Below are 24960 nucleotides of genomic sequence, written 5' to 3' on the forward strand. Positions count from 1 at the left end.
ATGGCTAATCAAAATAAAGGTCTTACCCGAATCATCAAAGCTGGTGGCTATTCATACAAAGGCATTCGTGCCGCTTGGATTAATGAAGCCGCTTTTAGACAAGAAGCAATTGTGACCTTGGTTGCAATTATCCTTTCATTTTTCATCGATGTCAGTGGTCTAGAGCGCATTTTACTTATTGGTTCCGTTGTATTGGTTGTGATCTTGGAACTGGTAAACAGTGCAATAGAAGCCGTCGTCGATCGAATTGGATCTGAATACCACGAATTATCCGGACGTGCAAAAGATATGGGTTCTGCCGCCGTTCTGATTGCTATTATATTGGGATTATTTACTTGGGTAACCATTCTTTGGGGGCATTTCTTCGCATAAAGTTAAAAAATTCGATTTTTGTCGAAAAATAATCCAAAGATGCGTGTTTTATATTCATTTAAGGTTTCAAATCGTCATATACCTGTATATACTCACAGTCTGACTGTATAAACAAACAGGGGGCGGAATGAAAGCATTAACTGCAAGGCAGCAGCAGGTTTACGATTTGGTTCGTGATCACATTTCGCAAACGGGTATGCCACCAACACGGGCTGAAATAGCTTCCCAACTTGGGTTTCGCTCACCAAATGCGGCAGAAGAGCACTTGAAAGCTCTTGCTCGTAAAGGCGTGATAGAAATTATCTCTGGTGCATCCAGAGGTATCCGTTTGCTAATGGAAGAAGAGCCAGAAGGACTGCCATTAATTGGGCGAGTCGCTGCTGGTGAACCACTTTTAGCACAAGAGCATATTGAAAGCCACTATCAAGTTGACCCAATGCTATTTAAACCAAGTGCAGATTTTTTATTGCGCGTTAATGGTATGTCGATGAAAGATATTGGTATTATGGATGGCGATTTACTTGCTGTGCATAAAACGCAAGATGTTCACAACGGGCAAGTTATTGTGGCTCGTATTGAAGATGAAGTGACAGTAAAGCGCTTTAAGAAAAGCGGTAATAAAATTGAGCTTCATGCAGAAAACCCAGAGTTTTCACCTATTATCGTCGATTTACGCGAACAAAGCTTTACTGTGGAAGGTTTAGCCGTAGGGGTTATTCGTAACGGCGAATGGCTGTAATTTATACCAAAGTAAGTCAATACAACTTATTTTAAAAAGATGCAGATGATGTGTAAAACCACAAAATCATCTGCATTTTTTATTTCTGATTTGTATAAAAAAACACCATCGCACTACAAATGTAATTACAATATGATGTGTTTTAATTACAGAGGTGCTTATGACAACGATACAAGTTAGAGTAGACGATGAGCTCAAAAAAGAAGCTTATCAAGTATTTGAAAAAATGAACCTGTCTCCTTCAGATGCCATAAGATTATTTCTACGTTATGTTTCTGAAAATGAAAAATTACCTTTCTCAGAAGTTTCTGTCATAGAGTCGTCAGCTCGCTTAAAAGGTGATCTCACGGGTTGCTATAAGATTAAATTACGAGCATCTGGTTTTCGATTGGTTTAGCAAGTTATTGATTCTTAAGTTGTGATTTTAGTTATTGCTGTTGGTAAGCGTGAAGAGAGTAAAGCTTATTCATTAGCTGAAGTGAGAATTCAAAAGAACAACATGTATTAGCCAGCATTTAGCTGGCTTTTTGTTTTTATAAGCTCAACGAGGCTTATAGTCGCCGGTTTTTTTCTGTTTAAGATTATCATCCATACTGTGATCATGATGACAACCTTCAGGATGTGTACACTCTTGTGCTTCGTGGCACTGTGAACATAATCCATGAATTTCAATGACACTATGTCGTAAATGAAATCCACTCTCTTTTGCTAGTAATGAAATTGCATCTTCGATTTTATGGCTATTCTTTTCTGTGACAGATAAACAGCGGTCACAAATTAGCATTACTGACGTATGTTCAACATCATCAAAATGATGGCAAAGCACATAGCTGTTGGTGGATTCTATTTTATGGATAAATCCTTGCTCAAGTAAAAACTCTAACCCGCGATAGACAGTAGGTGGTTTTGCTTGTGGCTCAACTTGGCGTAATAAATCCAATAAATCGTATGCGCTGATAGCAGAAGGTTGCTGCATAATCAGACGTAATACTGCCAGACGTTGTGAAGTCAGGCGAACACCTCGTTTCTGGCAGATCTTTTCTGCCTGAGCGAGCAATTTCTCTTCATTCATGGGGATAAGATGCTCTCAGACGTTGTTAATGACACAGATCCTATCATATTTTTCAAGAGTAAACCTTTGTGTAAAGTGGGGTTTTATGAAAATAACTGTGGCATTACGTCCTTTTTTAAAAGTATCTGTTGTTAGATAAAAGAACATGTTTTCTTTCAATATAAAGAATGAGTCTTTAGAAAGAGAGATAAACACATGAAAAGTTTATTGTGTAGAGCGAATTTATTCTATGTAAACCAGATTGTTTTATATGGAGAAATGGTTTTTCATGATGATAAGTACTGATAACCAGTAACAAAAAACCCAGCCTAAGCTGGGTTAATTTTTTAGATGATTTTAGATAAATTGTTCCGAAATATGATCAGAACGGTAGTTCACATAAAGCAGCAAACAAACCATTCAGCCCATTGAAAATATTGGCTTTTATCATAAAGAAAGCCAAAGCTGTTAAGTTAAGCCCAATATTGTCAACTTCCTGGGCAGGTACTGTGGAAGTATTAGCCGCCAAGCGTAAAGATAGAATCTTGACACTTTCAGCGACAGCACCTGATCAACTCAGGCGGCTCCAACACCCAAAATCAAAAAGGCGGGTATTGGAAGGCTGGTTGTTTCTACCGAACATTGAATCGCATTTTAGCAAGATCTCGGCGAAATAAAATCCATTTCCCGCTCTTGCCATCAACTCTATGTCAAACCTTGGTATTTACACCCGCTTTCAAGCCGTCACCGGCTAAGAGCTCATTAGACCAAGGCACCATCCGGCAGGTAACCGGCCTATTTGAGGTTTGGGATAGAGTTGCCTCAAATTACGCACAATTATGCATCATATGCGTAATTACGCAAACCATGCGTAACTCCGCGTAATTCTTCACCCATAAATGGGCGATGGCAGTTCGGGGTACGCCCGATATATGTGAAGAAACACCCTTTCAGTGATATCTGAAATCTCATTTTCTTCATATTGCTCAACGGGTAACCCTGTTCTTTCATCATAAAGAAAATCAAATATCTGCTGCTTAACCGCGTCGCGCGTCGATTCTTTCTGCTGCCAGTTCGCAACTTTCAGCCGCTCTGCCTTTAGCGTTGCCAACAACGTAGTGGCGACTTGTTTGATCTTGGCAATCTCTTTTGGCTGCAAATTCGGCTTACTAAGGAGATCAAACAATACCAAAGACTCCTCGTCCAAGCATTCCCTGATTGCGCGCTTCTCTTCATGAGAAAGCTCTTCATTCAGTTTTAACAGTGCCTCAAAGGTTTTTTCAATAACAACGCGATCCTTTTCCTGGTTATATTCCTTAACCAATTTTTCGTAGTGCTCTTGATAATCGGTACGTAACGGGTTCTGCATCATGAGCCTGGCTAGCTTCTTCTCAACTGCATGCTTGAGCGATTGCACTGTAGTATTCTTTCGCTCTGATCTAGAAAACTCCTGGCGGAGCCGTTCAAAATCGATCTTGCTGATATCGTAAATTCGATCACCATCCGGTTTCGGTTCTTTGACTTTATGGGTGGTATCGATGCTACCGTCAACAATCTCGTACAGCTCCTTCATGATGTCGGAGATGTCGGCTTTTTCTTTGTCTGCCTGCAAACTCTTATAAAGTACGTTGATGGCATCGCGCAAATCACGATAACCATTAACGCCCGGCACGTTTATGCAGGCTTTAAACTTATTGAATACCTCTCGTGCCATTACCTCGAAACGTTTCCGTGTTTCGTCATTTTGATTGATGATTTCCTTGGCTTGAGCAATCGCTGCATTTTTAGCAAAACCTGTTTCTGTAATAATCCGGCTTAGTTCAAAATCATGCTTTCGTAAAAACTCAGCAACAAAACTGATCGACTCGTTCAGACTTTCCAACAACTCTTCATTGGGCTTGGCGGGTTCATTTTCGCCCTCACCTCCGCCATGACCCTCGTCTCCAGCACCGGCGAAGGTTGCCAATGCCTTACGCAGGTTTTTCAGTATCCCGCAGTAATCCACGATCAAACCGTTATTCTTGCCTTCCGCTACTCGGTTAGCCCTGGCGATAGCTTGCATCAACGTATGCGCCTTCAAAGGCTTGTCTAAATAGAGGGTAGAAAGTGTGGGCACATCAAATCCGGTCAGCCACATGGCACAGACAACGGCGACTCTAAAAGGGTGTTCGCTGGATTTAAAGGCTTCTTCCATGTCCACTCGAGAGCCATCAGCCAGTTCAAATCCTGCTTTAAGCAACTGGCGGTGAGGCTTGATATCCAGCCCCCATTTTTCAAACTTGGCGACTTCACCTTGCTCTTCACTGACCACAACCGCCATCAGCGTTTCTTTCATCCACGCCAATTGCCGCTCTCGCCAAGCTAGATCCTGCTCATCCGTAGCCGACAAAAGTGCTTTTTCTTTGGTTTTAATTTCCTGTTGCCAGTAAAAATCGATCAATTTGTGCATCCGTACACAAGTGATCTTGTCGAGGCACACAAACATCGCCTTGCCGGTTTCCCAAGCGTTGGCATAATGAGCCACAAAGTCACGTGCTATCTGATCCAGTCGGCTGGTTGCAGTGATAATGTGATAATCACGCTTCAGCTCTCGCTCCAACCTTTGCTGAACGTCTACATCCTCAATTTCCAACTCATCCAGCTTTTCCGCTATGCGCTCATTGATGCCTTTGGGGTCCGCAACCGTATGCTCGTTGCCATCTTCATCGGTAAATACCAATTCTTCACCACGGGCATCGTAGTACAAGGGCACTGTCGCTTTATCCTCGACAGCCCGCTGAAAGTCATAGGTAGAGATGTAATCACCAAAAACCTTCTTGGTTATCTCATCATCTTTAAATAATGGAGTTCCGGTGAAGCCGATAAAACTGGCATTGGGCAAGGCGTTGCGCATGTTTAACGACAAGGTGCCATATTGCGTGCGGTGAGCTTCGTCGGTGATGACGATAATGTCGTCGCGCTCGGAATAAGGCTTTTTAGGGTCGACTTTTTCGTTAAATTTTTGAATCAAGGTAAATACAAACGCCTTTTGCTGGCCGAACAGCTCTTTCAGGTCTTTACCACTATCGGCGCGGCACGGGTCTTTATCGTTGTCGACCAAGCCACAGCCTGCAAAGGTTTTATAAATCTGTGTATCGAGATCTTCTCGGTCAGTCAGCACCACAAAGGTATAGTTCCCACCCAGTTTTCGATGCACCATCTGAGCGAAAAATACAATCGAATAAGACTTGCCAGACCCCTGAGTGTGCCAGAAAACTCCCAACTTACCCATCCGCTCGCCACGATTAATCACGGCATCAATGGCACGGCTGACACCAAGATATTGGTGATTGCGGGCAATAATCTTTACCAGGCGGCCCGAGCTCTGGTCAAACAGAGTGAAGTTCTCAAAAATGTTCATGAGATTGGCTTTGGAGCAGGTACCTTTCAACAAGGTTTCCATATCCACCACACCAGGCTCACTTTCGTTCAAACGTTTCCAGTCATTAAAATGTTCAAATTTGCTGGAGACCGAGCCGATCTTGGCATCAATGCCATTGCCCAGAATAATGAAGGCATTGTGGTAAAAGAGGTGCGGTACCGTATCTTTGTAGTCGGCAAGATTCTGTTCGTAGGCAGCACGAATGTCCTTATGAACGCTTTTCACTTCCATAAACAACAGGGGGATGCCGTTCACAAAACCTACAAGGTCTGCCCTGCGACGATAAATATCGCCTTTAATCCAAAACTCTCTGACCAGCAAGAAGTGATTGTTTTCGTAATTATCGAAGTCAAACAGACGAAGTCGCTTCTTTACCCGCTCGCCTTTTTCGTTATAGAAACTGACTTCAACACCATTTTTGTGCAGCGAATACTTTTCCTTGTTCACCGCAACAATATTGGTGGATGCTGGCATCTCACAAACCACGCGCAGCGCCTCTTGGTAGGCGATATCCGGCAAGCCAGGGTTGAGCTCTATCAGTTTCTCGCCCAAATAGCGGGTTAACACGACTTCTTGCTCTGAAAGCCGCCCTAAATCACCCTCCTTGCCCAGCTTTTCATACATGCCCAGGATAGATTCATCCCACTGCAACTGATTCAGCAAGTAGTCTGCAGTGACTTCCTGAACCAGGGTTTCTTCTGTCATGGCCATGAGCAAATCCTTCTATTTCTTGTTCTTGACTTGAAAACGTACAGGGCGATTGAGCTTCTTCACTACCCCGTCATCAACAGCACGTTTCAGCCACTCAGTTAACTGAGACTTATGAAGCTGTGTGCTTTCAATCAGCGCATCAACGGTTACTGGCTTTTCAGCCAAGTGTTGAAGTTCGGAGATGAACATCTGATAGAAATCGACAGGGCTTGATGGGGCAGCTTCGCTTTCGGTGGCCTGCTCTGGAACAGCCTCAATCTCTGTCTGGCCTTCGCTAACGAGTATCTCGCGTACTGACTGGATAACGTCTTCTTTAGGCCCAGCTTCTGGCTCAGGATTAGACTCAGTCTCGGCAAACAATTCGGGCTGTGCAGGCATGGAAAAGAGATCGCCCATTTGTTCTTTCACCTGATTTACACGCCCCCTTTCATTGCACATTAATTCCGCAATCTTGAAGGCTTGAGTATTATCAGCCTCCAGCCAACGGCCACCTTTGGTGACCAAATCGGCATTGGCGGCATCCTTGTCCGTCGTGTGTTTAACCCACAGCGGCACCCATCCCTTTTTCAGATTTTCTTCTGCTCCGTTGAGCGTGCCACCTTTTTTACCGGAGTGAATCACCAGAGAGCTGTCTGCCAGACAGTAGATATATTTATTACGAGCCATGGCATTACCCGCACTAAACCCCGCCTCGGGGTAGAAAGGCGATACCAGCACTGCATGGCCATCCATCAGACCTTTACGCCACTTGCTGCTGGTCGCTGCTTTTAGCAGGCTATCGGCCATTACGCCGATCACCACACCGCCTTGTTTCATAGCCCCTAGCATTGCCGCTTCATCTACACCGCGCGCACCACCGGAGACAATGGCAACGCCCTCTGAAGCCGCTTTGGCACCCACTTGGTCGGTAAAAGCCAGATCAGACTCACTGGCATTGCGCGAGCCAACAACCGCCAACCCGCCTGCATTCAACAAGGCTTTGTTACCACAGCCAAACAACACCGGCGGGGAAGCCGTTTTTAACCGCTGTTTTAAGCGCCTTGGGTATTCAGGGTCAGAACGTGTGACCACCCAGAGGCCAGCCCGTTGCCATTTTTCCATGGCCAGTGCGAGGCTATGACCACGGCTCAGCAACTCAATGATTCGCTCGGCACTGATACGCACATCATGCCAGCCTTGCAGCAACGCTTTCGGATCGGCAACCAACAAGTCGGCCGGTGTGGTGGACTTTTCTTTTAACCATAAGGCAAAGCGCCCCCACTCTGCGTTAGTAAGCGGCTTGGCGCTTTCGCTGCTGGCTTTCGAAAAGTAACTGGTCAGCAGCAAGGTCGCTTGCGCCATGGGCGACAAAGAGCCGTTAGCTGGTAAAGAGCCATCAGCTGATGAAAAGCGGGATACATTCATGAGTCTTTTACCGAAGAAGAAGCAAGCGCAACGGGGTAAACCACACCGCTACCTGCTTGCTGTAGGAGTGCTGCGATGACCGTCAGCGTCCAGCCTGAATCCACTATGTCATCCACTAACAAAACCGGTTGCCCCTGATAAAGCTGAGTCACAGCAAACGCACCATCCAGATTGCGACATTGGTGGAAGCGATTCTGCTGGCATTTTTGCGGCTGGTTATCTTTGACTTTGCTAACTGCATCCACAAACGGTAGATCTAATCGTGCAGCCAGCCGGCGAGCAAAATCAGGTACCAGTTCAGAATGATTACGCGATGGCACGCAGCACACCCACTGCGGTGCAGGATTGGGTTGCCAACGCTGCAGAATCATTTCCGCCATGGCTTCGACCAATTCATCACTGAAACGCCCTGCATGTTTGTTATCAGCAACCGTTCGCCCCCAACCGGCATCGCCCCAGCGAGATAAAACACGGCCCTCCCGTGCGCGAAGTTGCTGGGGTAGATTGCCGCGAAAGCCGTATTCCAGAAACGCATTGGCCGCCACCTGTGCTTTTGGGGCGATTACCATTTCCGCATGTTTGAGGAAGGTGCCTGCGCGATGCGCCAATGCAGGATCAACTGGTTCATTGATCACCGGCCGCCCCAGGCAAGACGAACATTTACCGCAAGGCGTAGGATCGAGATCATCCAGCGCACGCCTCAGAAAGGTCATTTTGCAGCCAGCACCTTCCAGATAAGCTTGAACCTCTTGCCATTCCTGCACACGTTGTCCGGTTAAGTGAGCAATTCGGGCATGATCCATCTGGTAGCGAACAGGGGTTCTGACCCAGCGACTCCCGTCTTTGATGACAGGAGCCGGATTCTCCACGCTCAGCAGCTTTAATACTTTTTCTATTTGCCCATGACGCAGGTTGGTTTGCTCTTCAATACTGCGAATCGACAAGCCATCACTCTGTTCCAGAACCCACAAGATCTCATTCACGTGAGCTTCTGAAGGAAAAGCCGAATCTCGAAAAAAACCGTGAATGTCCTGATCTTCCACACCCGACATCAGCACGCCCACAGCATGATCGATACCGCGCCCAGCCCGGCCCACCTGTTGGTAGTAGGCAACGATAGAGCCTGGCGCTTGATAGTGGATTACAAAGCTTAAATCCGGCTTGTCGTACCCCATACCCAACGCCGTGGTGGCCACCAATACTTTTAATTGGTTGTTAAGTAGCAATTCTTCCAGATGTTGACGGTAGGCGTTGCTGTTTTCAAAACCCTCAGCTTCAACGCTGCCATGATAGGCCCTGGCGTCTATGCCATTAGCACTTAACCACTTAGCAACCTGTTCTGCATCTCGCACCGTCAGGGTGTAGACAATGCCAGTACCTGGCAGCGTGGGTATCACCTGCGCTAACCAAGCTAAACGAGATGCCTGATCCGGTAACACCATGGTTTGCAAGGCGAGGCTTTCGCGAATCAACGGGCCACGATGGATTTGGATATCTCCTAACTGGGTTTGAATGTCTTCGACTACGCGATTATTGGCAGTCGCGGTGGTGCCCAGCACCGGCGTATTGGCAGGCAACTGGCGAAGAATATTCACAATACGACGGTAGTCGGGGCGGAAGTCATGACCCCAATCGGAAATACAGTGCGCTTCATCAATCACCATCAGGGCGATGCGATCGGCAATGGGCTGTAATACGGTTTCGATAAAATTGTCGTTAGCCAAGCGCTCAGGGGAAATCAACAAGCAGTCGATTTGATTATTCAGAATCCGCTGAGTTACCGAACGCCAATCATCAGTATTGGTTGAATTCATCGTCTCGGCGACTATGCCAAGTCGAGCAGCAGATTCAATTTGGTTACGCATCAAGGCCAGCAAAGGCGATACGATAATGGTTGGCCCCATACCACGATCGCGGAAAATTTTGGTACTGATAAAGTAAACCGAGCTTTTACCCCAACCGGTTCGCTGCACCACTAACAGCTTCTGCCGATGATTCACCAGTGCATCAATGGCCTCCCACTGTCCATCTCGGAACTCAGCGGCGGGATTAGCTAGCGCGGTTTGTAATAATTGTTGGGCTTGGGAACGGTTCATGATCACTCCTTGATTTACACGGTTAGCTCGCCGCTCATAAGTTTGGGTAGTAGCAGATCGCGGGCTTCCGCCAATGATTTATTTGTTTTTATTAGATTCTGAATTTGCTTAGTATTTTCCAGAACCGTTTCATGAAATAGTTTCATCAAAGAGTGTGGAGGCTTTAATAATTGCACAGCTGATACATATTGCCTTTTCAATTCTTTTTGATTCGTAGCTCCTTCACCCATATCCTCTAATCGCTTCTCCATGCCAAGCAATGTATAACCCAGCCACAAGTATGGAATCTCATCAGAGGGCCTAACAATTGTCACATGTGTATCAACACTGGTTTTTTCTAATATATCCCAAACCTGAGCAACTCGACCTAAGGTACCCGTACCGGTTGAGTTAATTAAAATATCACCAAGTCTTACCTCTTTTTCATCACTGAACTCTTTTGACTGTTTTCTGGCTGGCTCCAAAGAAAGAATACGATTTCTTATACATTTTTGATTTATTACAACGAATTCTCCGTCTTCATCATACTTTGGTGTTATTCCACGATTCAGATAAGAACTGAGTTCGCCAACTGACGATTGACACCATCCCTCAGGCACACCATCGTTAATTTTAACTTGCTCATGATCGGGGAAGCGCAGGTGAACAAACCATTCCTGATACAGCAGGCGAGCGGATTCTTCCAGCAACTGAATACGGCGGTGATTGTTTTCGATTAGGCCGTCGTAGGTCGCAATAAAATCGGCAATTCTCGTCTGCTCTATTACGTCGTCTGGCACCAAGAATTTCAATGCCAGTAGCTTTGCCTGACTCAGATTATCCTGTGCGGCTCCTTGCGTGAATTGTCGATACTGCAACTTCAATACAGCATCAAAAAGATATTTTACGAAACGGGCATCTGCTTTCTCTGGATCAGGGATAAACCCTATTACGCTATCAGGAAAACAGGCATCAATAGCCAGAATGGATGTATCAGCAATATTTGCAGCAATCGTTATACACAGAGTACCAACCGGCCATAACTTACTTTGAGCAAGGCCTTCTTCACTATAAGTTTGAGAGTAATCTGTCAGATACAGCCCCGCGTGCTTAACATCGCCTGTCTGCACAAACGGATACTGACCACCATACAAATGAACGGCATCTCTTGGTCTGTGCCTAGATCGACCTCTGGATACAAACCCTAGCTGATCTAATGATTTTTCAGACCAACTCATACCCCCAACTCCTCAAAGTTACGGGCAATTTTTTCGGCCAGCTCTGCGGCTTCGGCATTTAAACCTTGTAGCTCAATATGAATATCGCGCAGTGCTTCTTCAAAATCGAAGTCTTCATCCACTTCTTCCGGTGCCACACCCACATAGCGGCCGGGCGTTAGGCTCCAGTCGGCGGCTTCAATGTCTTTGATGTCCACCAGTTTGACCAAGCCTTCTACATCACACAGCTTACCTTCCGGGAAGCGGCTTAATAACCAATGGGCTTGCTTGTAGAAGTAACGCACCTGCTTGAGTTGTTCCACCGCCAGCTTGCGCGCTTCATCGGCGGTTTTCTTTAAATTGCTACGGCCACGACCATTTAACAGCGTGTTATCCCAGAGTTCGCTGTCTTTTGCGCCATTGGCTTCGGCCAGTTCAATCACGCGGGTTGCCAACTTATAAGCCAGGTCGATTTCTTTAATCAGGTTGCGGCTTTGTTCGGCCAGGTCTTTTAGGCAGGTATCTTTATCGATGAAGTCCAGCAGGCTGGCAGCATCGTTATAGTCGTATTCGTTCCACCATTTCTGCAGGTCGTTGGTCAGGATTTGAAACGCGGACCAACCGCCTTCGACCGAGCCTTTGGCATTCAGAAAATCGACATAAGGCTCAACACTAACGCCGCCCTGCTCCAGTTTGTCCATAAAGGGTTGAAAGGCTTGGCCGAATTTTCCCAACTGAGTGATAAAGTCTGGTATTGGCTCGCAGGCTAACTCTTCAGATTTTTCACCCTGCTTTTCACAGTTATGAGCCTCAAAAATCGACTTGTCGATGTAGTGTTTAACTAATTCAACAAAACGCTCGCCTTCGCCACGGTATAGCCAGACCACGGCAGTCAGGTTCTGTTGCTGCTCTGGGCTGAAGTCGTAAATCTTGCGGGTGACTTTGCGGTAGACGTTGCGGGCATCCAGCATTAACACCTTGTCTTTCAGGTGCGCGGGCTTGTTTTTATTCAGAAACCACAACTGGCAGGGCACGGTGCGGGTATAGAAAAAGTTACCGCGAATATCGACCATGATGTCCACATGACCGGTTTTGACCAACTGCTCGCGCACCTTCGCTTCGTCCCGCCCAGCACTGGAAGCCTGGGATGACATAACAAAGCCCGCCCGGCCTGTGTCGTTCAGGTAGCTATAGAAGTATTGAATCCACAGATAGTTAGCGTTGCTGACTTTTTTGTTTTTGTTAACCCCCGGCAAGCCGAACGGCAGGCGTCGTTTATCGCCTTTGATTTTATCGGCGTCGACTTCATCCACGTTGAAGGGCGGGTTGGCCATTACGTAATCGACTGTACCGAACAGGCCTTCGTGGGGATCGTTATAGTAGGTAATGGCGGCTTCACCACCTTCTACATTGCCTTCGAGTCCATGTACGGCCAGGTTCATTTTAGCTAAGCGGGTTGTAACGCGGTTTTTCTCGTGGCCGTAAAAGGTGAGTTCATGCGGGTCTTGCGCGTGACGCTCCATAAAGTGGGCGCTTTGTACAAACATGCCTCCGGAACCGCAAGCCGGGTCAAAAATTTTGCCGTGATCTGGCTCCAACACATTCACAATCAACTGCACTAACGATACCGGCGTGAAAAATTCACCACCATCGTGCGCACCTTGATCGGCAAACTGGGTGAGAAAATATTCGTAAATACGGCCAAAGATATCACCCGTGGCTTTTTTAAGCTCTTCTGGGTTGAGCGTACGCAGCAACATACCTAATACATCATTGGGAATGTTGTTGTATTCCTGTTTTGGTAGTTGATTGCGCAGGTTGGTGTAATCGGCCTCGATGGAGTCCATGGCATGAATAATGGCTTCGGCGCGATTATCAGCATCCGTCAGAGCAATGAGGTAGTCGAACTGTGCTTCTGGCTTGAGATAGATGGCGCTCTTTTTAGAGAAATCTTCTTTTGTAAGCTCGCGGGTTTTACCGCCACGGCTGGGCAGGTTTGCGACAATCTCGTCTTTCACCGCCAGATAGCGGCTGTAGGCATGGCGCAGAAAGATCAGCCCCATCACCGGCAAAAAGTATTCGTTACTGGCCAGCTCGGAGTTGGCGCGTAGGGTATCAGCCGATTTCCACAGGCGTTTTTCAATTGCTTCGATGTTTTCCAGTTGTGCCATGGGGCCGGATTCCTAGTTATCTTCTGATTTACTGTTTGGTGATTTCATTGCTTCGCTGACACCGGCGCGGTTGTGCTGGGCGGCGATGTATTGCTCCAGCTCGCTCTGTTTGAATCGCCAGGAGTTACCCACTTTAAAGCCCGGTAATTCGCTGCTTGCAGCCAACCGGTATATGGTCCGTTCATTCACCTTGAGGTAATCGGCCACGTCTTTGATGGTCAATATGGGGTCACTCATGACGAGGTATCTCAGCTATGTCGGAGGTGTCGAAAAAGTACAAGACTGTCAATATATAGGATCTGGGAGGGAGATCAAGTAAGAAAAGCTTTCAGGCTTATTGATCACCAAACAGGCGCTGGTAGTCGGGCTTGAAGTTGGCAGGCATGTCTGCAAAGTACTTCCAGTACTCAACCAGGCCATTGATGGTCTTCATGTCTGTATGGCCACAGTCCAGCATGATTTTGAGCAGCTCTAAGGTTGGCATGACCTGCGCATCGAAGGCTTTGGCCAAATCAGTCATATCCTGATCGTCCGTCACCACCGGTACACCCAACTCCAATGCATAGGCGACATACCAAGTATCCACCTTGAACGGACCCGGCAACTCGGTTTGCACATGATCCCACACGTATTCGAAGGTTTGCTGAATGGACTTCTTTTGTTTTTTGCCGATTTGGGGGAAGTGTTTGCGATTCTCGGCGAATTCCTCGTCATCTACCCAAGGGAACTTACTTTGCAGCTTCCTACCCGCCAGCTCTTCATTGAGTTCAGGCAGAATGTACAGGCAATACTCGTTGTCACCAAAGGGCACAAACAGTAAGGGGCGTACGGTTTTGGCCAACCTTAGGTAGGCGTTGGTATCAACGAGGATTTTCGATTGCGGCATCAGGTCAACTCTGCGTGGATACTCCGTGCATCGAGGAGTGGCATATCCAGCACAGTTTGAACATAACCCGGCCCTTTATCGTGCTCTTTCAGATATTGTCGAAGCATATCGAAGAAAGGAGTTTCGAAAGCGCCTTCTACTTTTTCGATGTAGTCGCGCGCGCTTGGCTTGCCGTATTCGTCCAGCTCATTATCACCGAACAGGGCTTCGCTGATATTTAGGAATTGCTGGTTAAATTTGGTTACCGCACCAAAGAAGGAATTACCCATTATAATTTCAGCTCTATCAAGCCGCTTTGCGTACTTGTTAACTTGCTGAAGGATAGTATTTGGGGAAATTACCTGCTGCTCTGCCATCTGCTTTAACGTATTGATCTTTGCAGCAGTCGACGGCTTTTTAACCAACACTTCGTAGGCCTGCTCCGCTAATTCATGAGGGTAAAGCAAGCTCGCGGCAAAAGCATCGGCGAAGTCTTCCGCGTCATCACCCTCAAGGCTTGGCGAAAGACAGTGCCCCAACTCATGTGCCATCCAGAACTTGAAGTCATGGGTATTGGTATCCAGATTCAGGTATACCCATGTGCTGCCCGAGTCAGGAAGGTGTATGTGTACTGCATTTTCATGACGCTGCTTTGCTCCCCACATAACTGGGACCACAACGGCCTGTAGTTCGCTGAAGCGGCGAATCAAATGCGTGAAATCCACACACTCCACCGGGCCAAGATTAATATCTTCTCTGACTTTTGCTGTTACCGTTCGAAGATAGTCATAATCACAGCTCGGCGACTTGAGTACCGGCGGCATTTCAAAGGTGTCAAACGGCAAATAGGGCACGAGGTGACGCAAAAAGCGACCAATCTCTTGCGCTTTTTCGATATGGTAATCCTTGGTTTTGGTACCGCGCATTTTGCGGAATGCCACTTTCGGGGCGTGCGGATCTTCCTTGATGACCAAATCATCAAAAGAGAGATTTAACAACTTGCCTAACTGAAGTAGCTTGTTAGGTCGGGGAAAAGACTTGTGCAAAAGCCACTGGGAAACGGCTTCTTTGGTTACGCCTAGAGCATCCGCGACGGCAGTTTGGGTTAACCCTGCCTTATCGATCGCCTGCTGTGCTTTATCTGTATTTAGTCTTTTTTGCATGCGCGAAGTATATGCCGCAGTCAAGTTTTGTCAAGTTTAAAATCTCCAGACTAGTGCCTACTAAACCCTCCCTGAAGGTGGAACTTCCTTATCAAACGGCCGGAGTATCTGCGCGGTTTCAGTGTTTGAGGGCAGCTCAGCCCCTTCTGGTGGGGCCTTATCAACGCTAGCCATCTGTATCCCTTTCTGCCGCACATGAAAGGCGATTTGCTGCCAGCGGCGCAGCCATAGCTCTTCTTTTCGCTTGTAGGCATCTAGCTCCGCTTTGAGGCGATCTACCTCTACCTGAAGCTCTTCGGCCTCTTTAGTGGCCTGCTCTTTGGTTTTCACCAATCCGCCCGACAATGCTCGCTTGGCGTTGTCATAGGCGGCCTTGATCTCAGATTTAGCTTGGAGCGACTGGCGACTAAAGCCAAAGCGCTCTTCTAGCACAGCCCAGGTGAGTTTTGATCCAAGCTCACCCAACGCCCAGCGATCCAAATCGGCAACGATTGTATTGATGTCACTGTCGGACATGCGTCTGAAGCGCTTAACCATGCTCTACCTCGTGTAAATATTGTTCGGGATCAAAGTGCTCCACCCCGTTGTCGGCCAGTTGGGCAGCCAGTGTTTTCAGTTTTTTATCGTTGTGTGCCAGCCAGTCAGCACTCTTTTTTGGCTTAGTGCTATCCAACTGCTGTTCAGCTTTTTTTCGGGCTAGAGCAGTAAGCGCATATTGGCGTTTTTGTTCGTCCAGACGACCCTTATCATCCTTAGCCCACACGTAGTCTTTACAGTCCGCCGAACACTGCAAATGGCGCTCGCAGGGGGTTTGAGAGAAATTGTGGATGCAGATACCTGTACCGACATCATGTACGGCCTGAATTCGTGCTTTCAGAATGGCATCCTGTACTTCTACCGGAACCACTTTGATTTGCTCAGCTAACTGACCTCCAACCAAACCTTTTTTGATGTCTTCACGGAGCATCAGTGCTCGTTTTTCACGGGATGTATGCTGATAGGCTTTGGTGTCTCTTGGGTTCGTTCGACCAAACCATTCAGTTTGCAGCAGGTCACTTAACCCGCCCTCATCAAGCAGAGTATTGAGCGTATGGCGGAAGTGATGACTGGTGAAGTCTACCTCGATACTGCTGGAGGCGTATTCGGCGGCGAGCGCAGGGAAATAGCGGAGAAATGTAGTAAACATGGACTGGCTACAACTTGTGGCCAGCCAATGAGCGTAGCTTCCGCTGGAAAGTCCAAGAGAACGAATGAATAAAAGATCTTTTAGGTAGTATTCTTTACCAAATTGGTCCGTATGAAGAGCCGATAAATATGCTCCCGAGAAATCACGGAAACAGTATTCAACCAATCCACTTTTGTAAGTGTAAAAAATGGGGTTTGCAGGCTTAATTCCCTGCTTGGTTAATGCGCTATGATCTGGCCAAACGAGGTTTTGCTTCCTGAGCCAGCCAGTTGTGCTCAAAACAGTATGACTTATCCCCAATTCAGTTAAATCAGCCGCGTAGAGCTTTTTATCTTCAGGTATGCCATCCAGAAACCTTAGATCAGGCTCACCAACTTTGTGAATTTCTTCCGCTGTTAAACGCGCTTCAAATGTAATTTCCGCTAACTCAACGAGCACATCACCAACGATGGGGGTCACTTCTGACGGCAAATAAAGTCTACGCTTAGGTGTGAAAACGTCACCACGACTTGCCTTTCGCGGGAAGTATTCGATATAGGCGTTACCCTCTTCATCAAGAGACAGCTGCTGATTGGGTAATAGTGAAACCTCACTGAATCGTCTGCCTGTGCAAGCAAGTAGCGTCAACATCAGAATATAGAAGCGATACTTATGATCTTGGGGAACGTTTAAGTAGAGTTCACCAATGACTCGAAACACAGCGGAATCGACAAGCTTGTCCGACTTCGTCTCCAGAATCTCTGGATCATCCAACCTTTTGTGATTTATCCCTCCCGTGCTCGCTGGCCGCCTCATCCTAGCGTATTTGTACTGCAATAAAACCCGACATAGACCATTCGAATCACAATGCGCTGCGAACTCTGCAACATGTTTGTGAAGGTTGTAGGCGGTGGTTTCACTGTAGTGTTTTGAGATTAAACCGGACGCATTATCCAGAGCCTCTGGCGTAAGCCCAACTAACTCCTGCCCTAACTGTTTAGCTGCAAATGAGACATATCCAAGCGTGGTTATGAAATTGCGCTGATTCGGTGCTGATTGATGTTTTCTGTGGAACCTGAGAACAAACAACGCTTTGGCAACCAGTTCCCAGCAACCGACTAGTGGCTCAGAACCCAGCCTCGGTGACAGCGAAAAACCAAAAGAAGCTGATTCCGTGTTTTTACCAGTCAACTTGATTAGGCGCCCTGCATTGACTTGCCACTCGGGGTCATCCCAAACAACCGACTCGAACCCTTCAAGCTTCATTAGCTTTGCTTTGTCGATTAAAGATTTTAGGTTTTCATTCCTGTCACACTCCAGACGATCGAGGAAAGGGATGACCTTGGCCTTACGATTAGAGCGACCATCAGACATTGCGACCCCCTTCCTCACAGAGTTTGGCCACTTGTGCGACCGCAGCGATCACCTCGTCAAGCTGTATGCCTAATCGCGCATTCTCGTACTTTTTTAAACGCTCTTTGCGACCGGCCAGCAGGCACTCCAAGACATGCTCATGATCGGCATGACGATATGGCTGAAACTTGGGGCACAAATAACATGAGTAAGGGGGATCAAGATGGCAGACACTGGATTCACCACATACACCAATATCTGCTTGATCGGCAGGGTTTTGATCATCTACAAACGTTAGGTGCTTGTCATCTCGCTCACCATTGACGGCATCTTCATCACTATCGATTAGCCTGCCTTTGAAAAAATTAAGGTACTTCGAGAAGCCTTTCTCGGTTGCTTTGTCTAGGTGCTCAACTATTCTACCAGCCATCTCAAAATAGACATTCACGTGCTGGGTATCGGTATGATCCAGAATTCTGGCCAGCTCACGCTTACTGATTCCCTCAGCTGCTAAACCAGTTGCCAAGGTATAGCGCAACCGCCTTGGCGTAACGCGCATTAACTCGCCAGTAAGCGGCGAGATAATGTTGTGACGTTTTACGAACGCACTAAGCAAACGTGCTATATCGCTGCTTGTCAGATTAAATACGTTATCAATGTCTTTGGATAAAATGGCCGATTTGTTTCCATTCCTGTTAATAAGCAATGGTCGCTCTTCCGGATTCAAAAAGGTCCTATCTGCAAAGCTCAGCGGTACCAACTTACTGATTTCTATCAGCTGCTCAATCATGGCACCAAAATGCGGATCGAGATATTCATCCAAAAGATCGTCTCTCGGATTTACAAATCGCTTTTTAATTCTCGGCATGTGAATTATGTAGCAGGGGTCCTCACTTCTAGGAGCCAGACATTCAAAATCAGACTCACGCAGAAAAGTTAAGTTAGCTGGGTTACGTCCAAATGCTATTGAGAGAGCAACCACAACCCTCTGTTGCAAATACTCTAATGATCGCCCCTCATCCGATTTAAGTGCATTGATTAACAGAGGTAGCTCAAGAGACTTGTGCAGAGGACCACTTTCAGGATCTTCCATCCGAACAGCCTCACCTTTCGGATTTCCTGGCAACTCTAATGCCTCAAGTTCTTGCGCATAAATTTCCGAAAAGCCACATTCTGGCTTGTTGTCCGCACTCCAAATGTACCACTGTATGGGCCTGTACATTGCCCACAACCTTTTTCGTGAGCGGGCGCGATTGATAGCCGTTTCAAACAGACCAATTAAGTGCGACTCTGTATCAACTTGAAATACTGCGTTCCCCCAATGTCTCAGAACTTCTCTCCAAACATCCTGATACGCAGCATAACCCGCATGGGTAGATATTCGTTTGAGTCGGTCGGCAACATGCTCTTTGAACGCGTCTCTGATTCCGGAGTTAATTATCTTTGTGAAATTCAGAGTTGAATTATCCCTCGCAGAATACGGCAATCTCCAAGTATCACCGGATATATCAACTTCCTTTCCTTCACGGGTAATTAGTTTCTCTATTTCAGGCCAAGGCCACTCGACGGCCTGTAGTTTCAATAATTTAGTGTTCACTCCGGCATCCTCCCTGACATTATTTCAGCCTGGTATCGCTTCAGTGACTTGATTGCCTGCTCCTCCACTTCCTGAGCTATGTAAGTATCTTGTGAATCCAAACTACTATCGCCACGAAGCAAGGCTAGGGCTTCTCTTCTGCGCTGCTCATCCATTCCTGAAACACGTAACACCCGTTCAAGCCGGGATGAGAATGCATGCCTTAGAGACTTGGCCGTTAAGTTTTCAGGAAGATGGTCAGTGTATTGCGAGCGCAACAATTGAAAGAACTGTGTAATTGAAGATTGAGACAAAGGCGAACCCTTATCACTCAAGATTAAATAGTCTGATTCCTCTTGGCTTTTACTTTCAAGCACTTCACGCCAAGTAACAATGTACTCATTCAAAGCAAATGCAAGCTGCCTATTCTCAATCGGAATGACTCGGCCATTGCGCTTTATTTGAGGTCTCGGTCGTCTTACATCTAGTGGGTCCGCTGGCCTACGTTCAACCTTTATCGCCGAAATCGCACCAACCTGGACATCTTCTACCCTGAGGCTAAGCAGCTCACCTGGCCTTAAACCACAAAATAGCATCAGCCCAACAGATACATAATTTCTAAATTTTACAGCAGAATCTTGCCCATAACCCTGCTCAGCATCGGGGTTCAATACCGCAAACAAGAAATCAACTTCTGTCTCGTTTAGGCCCTTTCGAAAACTCTTTTTTATTGGTGTGGCAGACATAAAGCTACCATCAAGCATTTTAAGCAAAAATGACTTTCGCTCCCTTAAACGCTCATAGTCTAAGGAAGATAGGGGCAGCTGACTAGTCAGAACGTCCATGCACCAACTGAAAAATTGTCGGATAGTTGTTAACCGTTGATTGAAGGTATTAGGCGCTACTGCACTTATACGCCCATTTGCTTGATCGATTCTTAACGCTTCGACCAAACTACCTTTTAATTCTGCTTCGTTGAATGAGTTCTGAGCCAGCAATTTCGCAGGCAAGTCACAATTTGATTTATCCAGCCAATGATAGAGCACTGACAACTCTCTCAAATTCCGAACCAATGTATTTGTACTGAGTGAGCGTCTGGCAAGAATAAACTCATTAGGTAAGACAACTGGCATACCAGAATCATCCAGCATCATTGGTATCTGTTCGCCCGTTTCGTGTGTGATTAGCTCTATTTTCATTACACCACCCTTATTTACAAAATAAGAATAGCTACGAAACTCTATCTTTACAAGATTATTATTTATACGATTTTATATAACAACAAAGCTGAGGAAAACAAAAAAGCCCTTTAAATGTTTACACACTCAAAGGGCTTTTCATTCCACTCGTTTACTTAAAAAACAATTAGCTAAATAAACAAATTCAAAAGCTACTTAACAATAATTTCTTTATATCATTCAGAACGGGATATCGTCATCAAAATCCATTGGTGGTTCATTATTTGGCGCTGGTGCCGCAGCAGGTTGTTGTGCTGGGCGAGATTGTGCACCACCGCTAAATTGTTGTGATGCTTGTGGCTGTTGTGGTTGACCCCAACCGCCTTGACCGCCTTGAGAAGGTGCGCCATCTTGACCACCACGGCCACCTAACATCTGCATTGAGCCACCGATGTTAACGACAACTTCAGTGCTATATCTGTCTTGACCACTTTGGTCTTGCCATTTACGTGTTTGTAATTGACCTTCGATATACACTTGTGAACCTTTACGCAGATATTCGCCTGCAATTTCAGCTAATTTGCCGAAAATTACCACACGGTGCCACTCGGTTTTTTCTTTCATTTCACCGGTTTGTTTATCGCGCCAGCTTTCTGATGTTGCCAGTGTTAAGTTGGCAACTGCACCGCCACTTGGCATATAACGGATTTCTGGATCCTGCCCTAAATTACCGATAAGAATAACTTTGTTTACGCCTCTGCTCGCCATGTGAGGTACTCCTGCGAAAGTAAATTTTTTGAAATCATAAGCGAATAAGTTTATCACGTACGCTAAAATTTGAATATGACGTGTGATGAATTTCTCAATTGTGAACATTGTCGAAATTTTTCTGTCTCAAAATGACAGAGTTACATCACCATTCAATTTCACTATATATACTGTATATCCATTCAGTTAACTTTGTGTCATAATTATCCGATTCTTTCTTTTTCGGCGACTCTCTCAATCCGGGATATATTCATGGATAAAATCGAAGTACGGGGCGCTCGCACCCATAATCTAAAAAATATCAACTTGATCATTCCTCGCGATAAACTGATTGTTATTACGGGGCTTTCTGGTTCAGGTAAATCTTCTTTAGCCTTTGATACGCTTTATGCAGAAGGGCAGCGACGCTATGTGGAATCGCTTTCTGCTTATGCTCGTCAGTTTCTTTCGTTGATGGAAAAACCTGACGTTGACCATATTGAAGGTTTATCTCCCGCTATTTCGATTGAGCAGAAATCTACGTCGCACAACCCACGTTCGACGGTGGGAACGATTACAGAAATTCACGACTACCTACGTCTCTTATTTGCACGTGTTGGTGAACCTCGTTGTCCTGATCACGACATTCCGCTCGCCGCTCAGACGGTCAGCCAAATGGTTGATAATGTACTTGAGCAACCTGAAGGCAAGCGCTTAATGCTTTTAGCACCAGTGGTGAAAGAGCGTAAAGGCGAGCATATTAAGTTACTTAATAATCTTGCAGCTCAAGGTTATATTCGTGCTCGTATTGATGGTGAAGTGTGCGATCTCTCTGATCCACCAACATTAGAATTACAGAAAAAACATACCATTGAAGTGGTTATTGACCGCTTTAAGGTTCGTGACGATCTGGCTCAACGTTTAGCTGAATCATTTGAAACCGCATTAGAGCTTTCTGGTGGTACCGCCGTTATCTCTGATATGGATGATAGCAATGCAGATGATATTGTTTTTTCTGCAAACTTTGCTTGCCCGATTTGCGGTTACAGCATGAGCGAGCTAGAGCCTCGTTTATTCTCCTTTAATAACCCCGCTGGTGCTTGTCCAACTTGTGATGGCTTAGGTGTTCAGCAATTTTTTGATCCTGAATTAGTGATCCAAAATAGAGAGATCTCTCTTGCTGGTGGCGCAATTAAAGGATGGGATCGTCGTAATTTCTACTATTTTCAGATGCTTCGCTCATTGGGTGAACATTATCATTTTGATGTTGAAGCGCCATTTGATTCGTTACCAGATAATATCCAGAAAGTCATTTTAACGGGTTCAGGCAAAGAGAATATTGAATTTAAATACACAAACGATCGTGGCGATGTTGTTGTTCGTCATCATCCTTTTGAAGGTGTATTAAATAATATGGAACGCCGTTACCGCGAGACAGAATCTAGTGCGGTGCGTGAAGAACTTTCTAAATATATTAGTAATCGCTCATGTGCCTCTTGTGGTGGTACACGTTTACGCCGAGAAGCACGTCATGTGTATGTTGAAAATACAACATTACCAGAAATAGCCGATTACAGCATTGGTCATGCAATGACCTTTTTCCAAAATCTGAAATTGAGCGGTCAACGCGCGAAGATTGCAGAAAAAGTCTTAAAAGAGATTAGTGACCGACTAAAATTCTTGGTAAATGTGGGATTAAATTACCTCACACTTTCTCGTTCAGCTGAAACATTATCAGGTGGTGAAGCACAACGTATTCGTTTAGCAAGCCAGATTGGTGCGGGATTAGTTGGTGTTATGTATGTGCTGGATGAACCTTCAATTGGCTTGCATCAACGAGATAACGATCGCTTACTTGAAACGCTGATCCACTTACGTAATTTGGGTAACACTGTGATCGTCGTTGAGCATGACGAAGATGCTATCCGTGCCGCTGATCATGTTATTGATATTGGACCTGGTGCAGGTGTTCATGGTGGTGAAATTGTCGCTCAAGGGACTCTTGAAGATATCATTAATAACCCGAATTCATTAACGGGGAAATTCTTAAGTGGTGAGCGGCGTATCGCAATTCCAGAGCAACGTGTACCTGTTGATCGCGAAAAAATGCTGACTATCCTTGGCGCAAAAGGCAATAACTTAAAGAATGTAAATCTGAAATTACCAGTAGGTTTATTTACCTGCATTACAGGTGTTTCAGGATCAGGTAAGTCAACGCTTATCAACGATACGTTATTCCCTATTGCCCAACGCCAATTAAATGGGGCTACAAATAGTGTACCGGCGCCTTATTTAGATGTTGAAGGGCTAGAGTATTTCGATAAAGTTATTGATATCAACCAAAGCCCAATTGGTCGTACTCCTCGTTCAAACCCTGCAACTTACACCGGTGTCTTTACACCTATTCGTGAGTTATTTGCGGGTGTACCTGAATCTCGTACTCGTGGTTATACGCCGGGTCGTTTCAGTTTCAACGTCAAAGGTGGTCGTTGTGAAGCTTGCCAAGGCGACGGTGTCTTAAAAGTTGAAATGCATTTCTTACCTGATGTGTATGTACCTTGTGATCAATGTAAAGGTCAGCGTTATAACCGTGAAACCCTTGAAGTTAAATACAAAGGAAAAAATATTCACGAAACGTTGGATATGACCATTGAAGAGGCGAGAGAGTTCTTTGATGCCGTACCTGCATTAGCTCGTAAACTACAAACATTGATTGATGTTGGTCTTTCTTATATTCGTTTAGGACAATCAGCTACGACTTTATCGGGCGGTGAAGCTCAGCGGGTTAAGTTAGCAAAAGAGTTGTCAAAACGTGGAACGGGACAGACTCTCTATATTCTCGATGAGCCTACAACAGGGCTTCACTTTGCTGATATTGAATTGTTGCTTGAAGTTCTTCATCAGTTACGTGACCAAGGTAATACCATTGTTGTTATTGAGCATAATCTTGATGTGATCAAAACCGCGGACTGGATTGTCGATCTGGGTCCTGAAGGCGGAAGTGGTGGTGGTCAAATTTTAGTATCAGGCACACCAGAGCAAGTTGCTGAGTTTGAAGGCTCACATACGGCAAGATTCTTAAAACCAATCTTAGAGCGTGGTTATTAAGATTACATCACTTATTCCCTTATGATCTAAGCGCTACAGACAATAAACGCTTTACTGTTTGTAGCGCGCTTTCTTCAAGAAAAGTAAATCTGTGGAGGATGATAGAATTTAATTCTATCGAAAAAAGCATTCTCTTTTGGTTATACACTTCCTTATCTATTTTTATCTTATTAATCGCTCTTTTTGATAAAAAGCAGATTAAATGGTTAATTATGCTGTTTTGTAACAGTATTTTAACCAAATACGAGATAACAAAGCTAAATAGAAAGGATTATCATAGTATATCGTGATGGACAGCACAGTTTATTTGGTGATTTGTTTCAATTGTTATACTTGACTATTATTGTATAACAATAGGTCTTTTTCATTATTAATCAACACGTTGTATCTTTATGAAGGTTACAATAGAGGGAAGGTTATTATTTACTGTGCTCTTTGAACAGATAATCCTACTTTTCTCCTTACGATAGAATTTTTTTCCAAATCATTTCGGGCTATCACGATTTATAACAACTTTTTTCTCCGTAATATTCCCTATCATTTACCCCATAATAAATAATACCTGCAAAGAGTAAGGCTATTTCGACATCGCAATGTTAGATAGACTTTTTTACCCCCAAAAATTCGTTTTGCTATTAACAATT

The 24960-nt window shown here is 45.5% G+C and carries 18 protein-coding genes; 4 read left to right on the plus strand and 14 right to left on the minus strand.

Annotated features, from left to right (window positions below; genetic code table 11):
- The 3 genes from AB4J89_RS08480 (at position 1) to AB4J89_RS08490 (ending at position 1508) form a co-directional block, all read left to right on the plus strand.
- Complete coding sequence (locus AB4J89_RS08480) at positions 1-372, plus strand: diacylglycerol kinase (protein WP_006536373.1); 372 nt, start codon at positions 1-3, stop codon at positions 370-372.
- A 127-nt stretch (positions 373-499) separates the two neighbouring features.
- The gene (gene lexA, locus AB4J89_RS08485; RefSeq protein ID WP_072070935.1) at positions 500-1111 is read left to right on the plus strand and encodes a transcriptional repressor LexA; all 612 of its coding nucleotides are present in this window, start codon (positions 500-502) and stop codon (positions 1109-1111) included.
- A gap of 160 nt (positions 1112-1271) precedes the next feature.
- Positions 1272-1508 carry a type II toxin-antitoxin system RelB/DinJ family antitoxin gene (locus AB4J89_RS08490; protein WP_109408449.1) on the plus strand — a complete coding sequence of 79 codons (237 nt, stop codon included), beginning with the start codon at positions 1272-1274 and terminating at the stop codon, positions 1506-1508.
- Positions 1509-1652: 144 nt separating this feature from the next.
- On the opposite strand, the gene zur is transcribed toward AB4J89_RS08490, so the two are convergent.
- From zur to ssb1, 14 genes are all read right to left on the minus strand, one after another.
- Positions 1653-2183 (minus strand): zinc uptake transcriptional repressor Zur, encoded by a 531-nt coding sequence (gene zur / locus AB4J89_RS08495; RefSeq protein WP_088494416.1) that lies wholly within the window; start codon positions 2181-2183, stop codon positions 1653-1655.
- Between the two features lie 868 nt (positions 2184-3051).
- Positions 3052-6294 carry a type I restriction endonuclease subunit R gene (locus AB4J89_RS08500; protein ID WP_368468909.1) on the minus strand — a complete coding sequence of 1081 codons (3243 nt, stop codon included), beginning with the start codon at positions 6292-6294 and terminating at the stop codon, positions 3052-3054.
- 12 nt (positions 6295-6306) lie between these two features.
- Positions 6307-7698, minus strand: a complete 1392-nt coding sequence (locus tag AB4J89_RS08505) for a DNA-processing protein DprA (protein ID WP_196556259.1) — start codon at positions 7696-7698, stop codon at positions 6307-6309.
- On the minus strand, positions 7695-9794 hold the full coding sequence (locus AB4J89_RS08510; RefSeq protein WP_368468911.1) for a RecQ family ATP-dependent DNA helicase: 2100 nt from the start codon (positions 9792-9794) through the stop codon (positions 7695-7697). Before AB4J89_RS08510 ends, AB4J89_RS08505 begins: the two co-directional genes overlap by 4 nt.
- Before the next feature lie 14 nt (positions 9795-9808).
- Positions 9809-11011 carry a restriction endonuclease subunit S gene (locus AB4J89_RS08515; RefSeq protein ID WP_368468913.1) on the minus strand — a complete coding sequence of 401 codons (1203 nt, stop codon included), beginning with the start codon at positions 11009-11011 and terminating at the stop codon, positions 9809-9811.
- The gene (locus tag AB4J89_RS08520; RefSeq protein ID WP_368468915.1) at positions 11008-13161 is read right to left on the minus strand and encodes an N-6 DNA methylase; all 2154 of its coding nucleotides are present in this window, start codon (positions 13159-13161) and stop codon (positions 11008-11010) included. The genes AB4J89_RS08515 and AB4J89_RS08520 overlap by 4 nt, the downstream gene beginning before the upstream one ends.
- A 12-nt stretch (positions 13162-13173) precedes the next feature.
- Entirely contained in the window at positions 13174-13398 is a 225-nt protein-coding gene (locus AB4J89_RS08525) for a helix-turn-helix domain-containing protein (RefSeq protein WP_001283160.1), read from the minus strand.
- 97 nt (positions 13399-13495) lie between these two features.
- Positions 13496-14047: a DNA-binding protein gene (locus AB4J89_RS08530; RefSeq protein ID WP_196556263.1), complete on the minus strand. Its 552-nt coding sequence runs from the start codon at positions 14045-14047 to the stop codon at positions 13496-13498.
- Positions 14047-15189: a helix-turn-helix domain-containing protein gene (locus AB4J89_RS08535; RefSeq protein ID WP_196556264.1), complete on the minus strand. Its 1143-nt coding sequence runs from the start codon at positions 15187-15189 to the stop codon at positions 14047-14049. Before AB4J89_RS08535 ends, AB4J89_RS08530 begins: the two co-directional genes overlap by 1 nt.
- A 60-nt stretch (positions 15190-15249) precedes the next feature.
- Positions 15250-15726: a protein kinase gene (locus tag AB4J89_RS08540; RefSeq protein ID WP_196556265.1), complete on the minus strand. Its 477-nt coding sequence runs from the start codon at positions 15724-15726 to the stop codon at positions 15250-15252.
- Positions 15719-17728: an integrase gene (locus AB4J89_RS08545; RefSeq protein ID WP_368468918.1), complete on the minus strand. Its 2010-nt coding sequence runs from the start codon at positions 17726-17728 to the stop codon at positions 15719-15721. The genes AB4J89_RS08540 and AB4J89_RS08545 overlap by 8 nt, the downstream gene beginning before the upstream one ends.
- A complete protein-coding gene (locus AB4J89_RS08550) occupies positions 17721-19304 on the minus strand; it encodes a tyrosine-type recombinase/integrase (protein WP_368468920.1) in 1584 nt (527 codons plus the stop codon). Before AB4J89_RS08550 ends, AB4J89_RS08545 begins: the two co-directional genes overlap by 8 nt.
- The gene (locus AB4J89_RS08555) at positions 19301-20482 is read right to left on the minus strand and encodes a tyrosine-type recombinase/integrase (protein WP_368468922.1); all 1182 of its coding nucleotides are present in this window, start codon (positions 20480-20482) and stop codon (positions 19301-19303) included. The genes AB4J89_RS08550 and AB4J89_RS08555 overlap by 4 nt, the downstream gene beginning before the upstream one ends.
- A gap of 219 nt (positions 20483-20701) precedes the next feature.
- Positions 20702-21229 (minus strand): single-stranded DNA-binding protein SSB1, encoded by a 528-nt coding sequence (ssb1, locus tag AB4J89_RS08560; RefSeq protein WP_088494417.1) that lies wholly within the window; start codon positions 21227-21229, stop codon positions 20702-20704.
- A 252-nt stretch (positions 21230-21481) separates the two neighbouring features.
- On the opposite strand from ssb1, the gene uvrA reads away from it, so the two are divergent.
- Entirely contained in the window at positions 21482-24316 is a 2835-nt protein-coding gene (gene uvrA, locus AB4J89_RS08565) for an excinuclease ABC subunit UvrA (protein WP_088494418.1), read from the plus strand.
- Positions 24317-24960: the final 644 nt, after the last annotated feature.

It is taken from the genome of Proteus sp. STS61-E (assembly GCF_040932335.1).
GTDB classification, from domain to species: Bacteria; Pseudomonadota; Gammaproteobacteria; order Enterobacterales; family Enterobacteriaceae; genus Proteus; species Proteus mirabilis_B.

Coding starts and splice junctions, on each gene's coding strand:
- AB4J89_RS08505 (WP_196556259.1), bottom strand. CDS start 7,698: ATGAATGTATCCCGCTTTTCATCAGCTGATGGCTCTTTACCAGCTAAC.
- AB4J89_RS08525 (WP_001283160.1), bottom strand. CDS start 13,398: ATGAGTGACCCCATATTGACCATCAAAGACGTGGCCGATTACCTCAAG.
- AB4J89_RS08555 (WP_368468922.1), bottom strand. CDS start 20,482: ATGAAAATAGAGCTAATCACACACGAAACGGGCGAACAGATACCAATG.
- AB4J89_RS08515 (WP_368468913.1), bottom strand. CDS start 11,011: ATGAGTTGGTCTGAAAAATCATTAGATCAGCTAGGGTTTGTATCCAGA.
- AB4J89_RS08490 (WP_109408449.1), top strand. CDS start 1,272: ATGACAACGATACAAGTTAGAGTAGACGATGAGCTCAAAAAAGAAGCT.
- ssb1 (WP_088494417.1), bottom strand. CDS start 21,229: ATGGCGAGCAGAGGCGTAAACAAAGTTATTCTTATCGGTAATTTAGGG.
- lexA (WP_072070935.1), top strand. CDS start 500: ATGAAAGCATTAACTGCAAGGCAGCAGCAGGTTTACGATTTGGTTCGT.
- AB4J89_RS08510 (WP_368468911.1), bottom strand. CDS start 9,794: ATGAACCGTTCCCAAGCCCAACAATTATTACAAACCGCGCTAGCTAAT.
- AB4J89_RS08520 (WP_368468915.1), bottom strand. CDS start 13,161: ATGGCACAACTGGAAAACATCGAAGCAATTGAAAAACGCCTGTGGAAA.
- uvrA (WP_088494418.1), top strand. CDS start 21,482: ATGGATAAAATCGAAGTACGGGGCGCTCGCACCCATAATCTAAAAAAT.
- AB4J89_RS08535 (WP_196556264.1), bottom strand. CDS start 15,189: ATGCAAAAAAGACTAAATACAGATAAAGCACAGCAGGCGATCGATAAG.
- AB4J89_RS08530 (WP_196556263.1), bottom strand. CDS start 14,047: ATGCCGCAATCGAAAATCCTCGTTGATACCAACGCCTACCTAAGGTTG.
- AB4J89_RS08545 (WP_368468918.1), bottom strand. CDS start 17,728: ATGTCTGATGGTCGCTCTAATCGTAAGGCCAAGGTCATCCCTTTCCTC.
- zur (WP_088494416.1), bottom strand. CDS start 2,183: ATGAATGAAGAGAAATTGCTCGCTCAGGCAGAAAAGATCTGCCAGAAA.
- AB4J89_RS08540 (WP_196556265.1), bottom strand. CDS start 15,726: ATGGTTAAGCGCTTCAGACGCATGTCCGACAGTGACATCAATACAATC.
- AB4J89_RS08480 (WP_006536373.1), top strand. CDS start 1: ATGGCTAATCAAAATAAAGGTCTTACCCGAATCATCAAAGCTGGTGGC.
- AB4J89_RS08500 (WP_368468909.1), bottom strand. CDS start 6,294: ATGGCCATGACAGAAGAAACCCTGGTTCAGGAAGTCACTGCAGACTAC.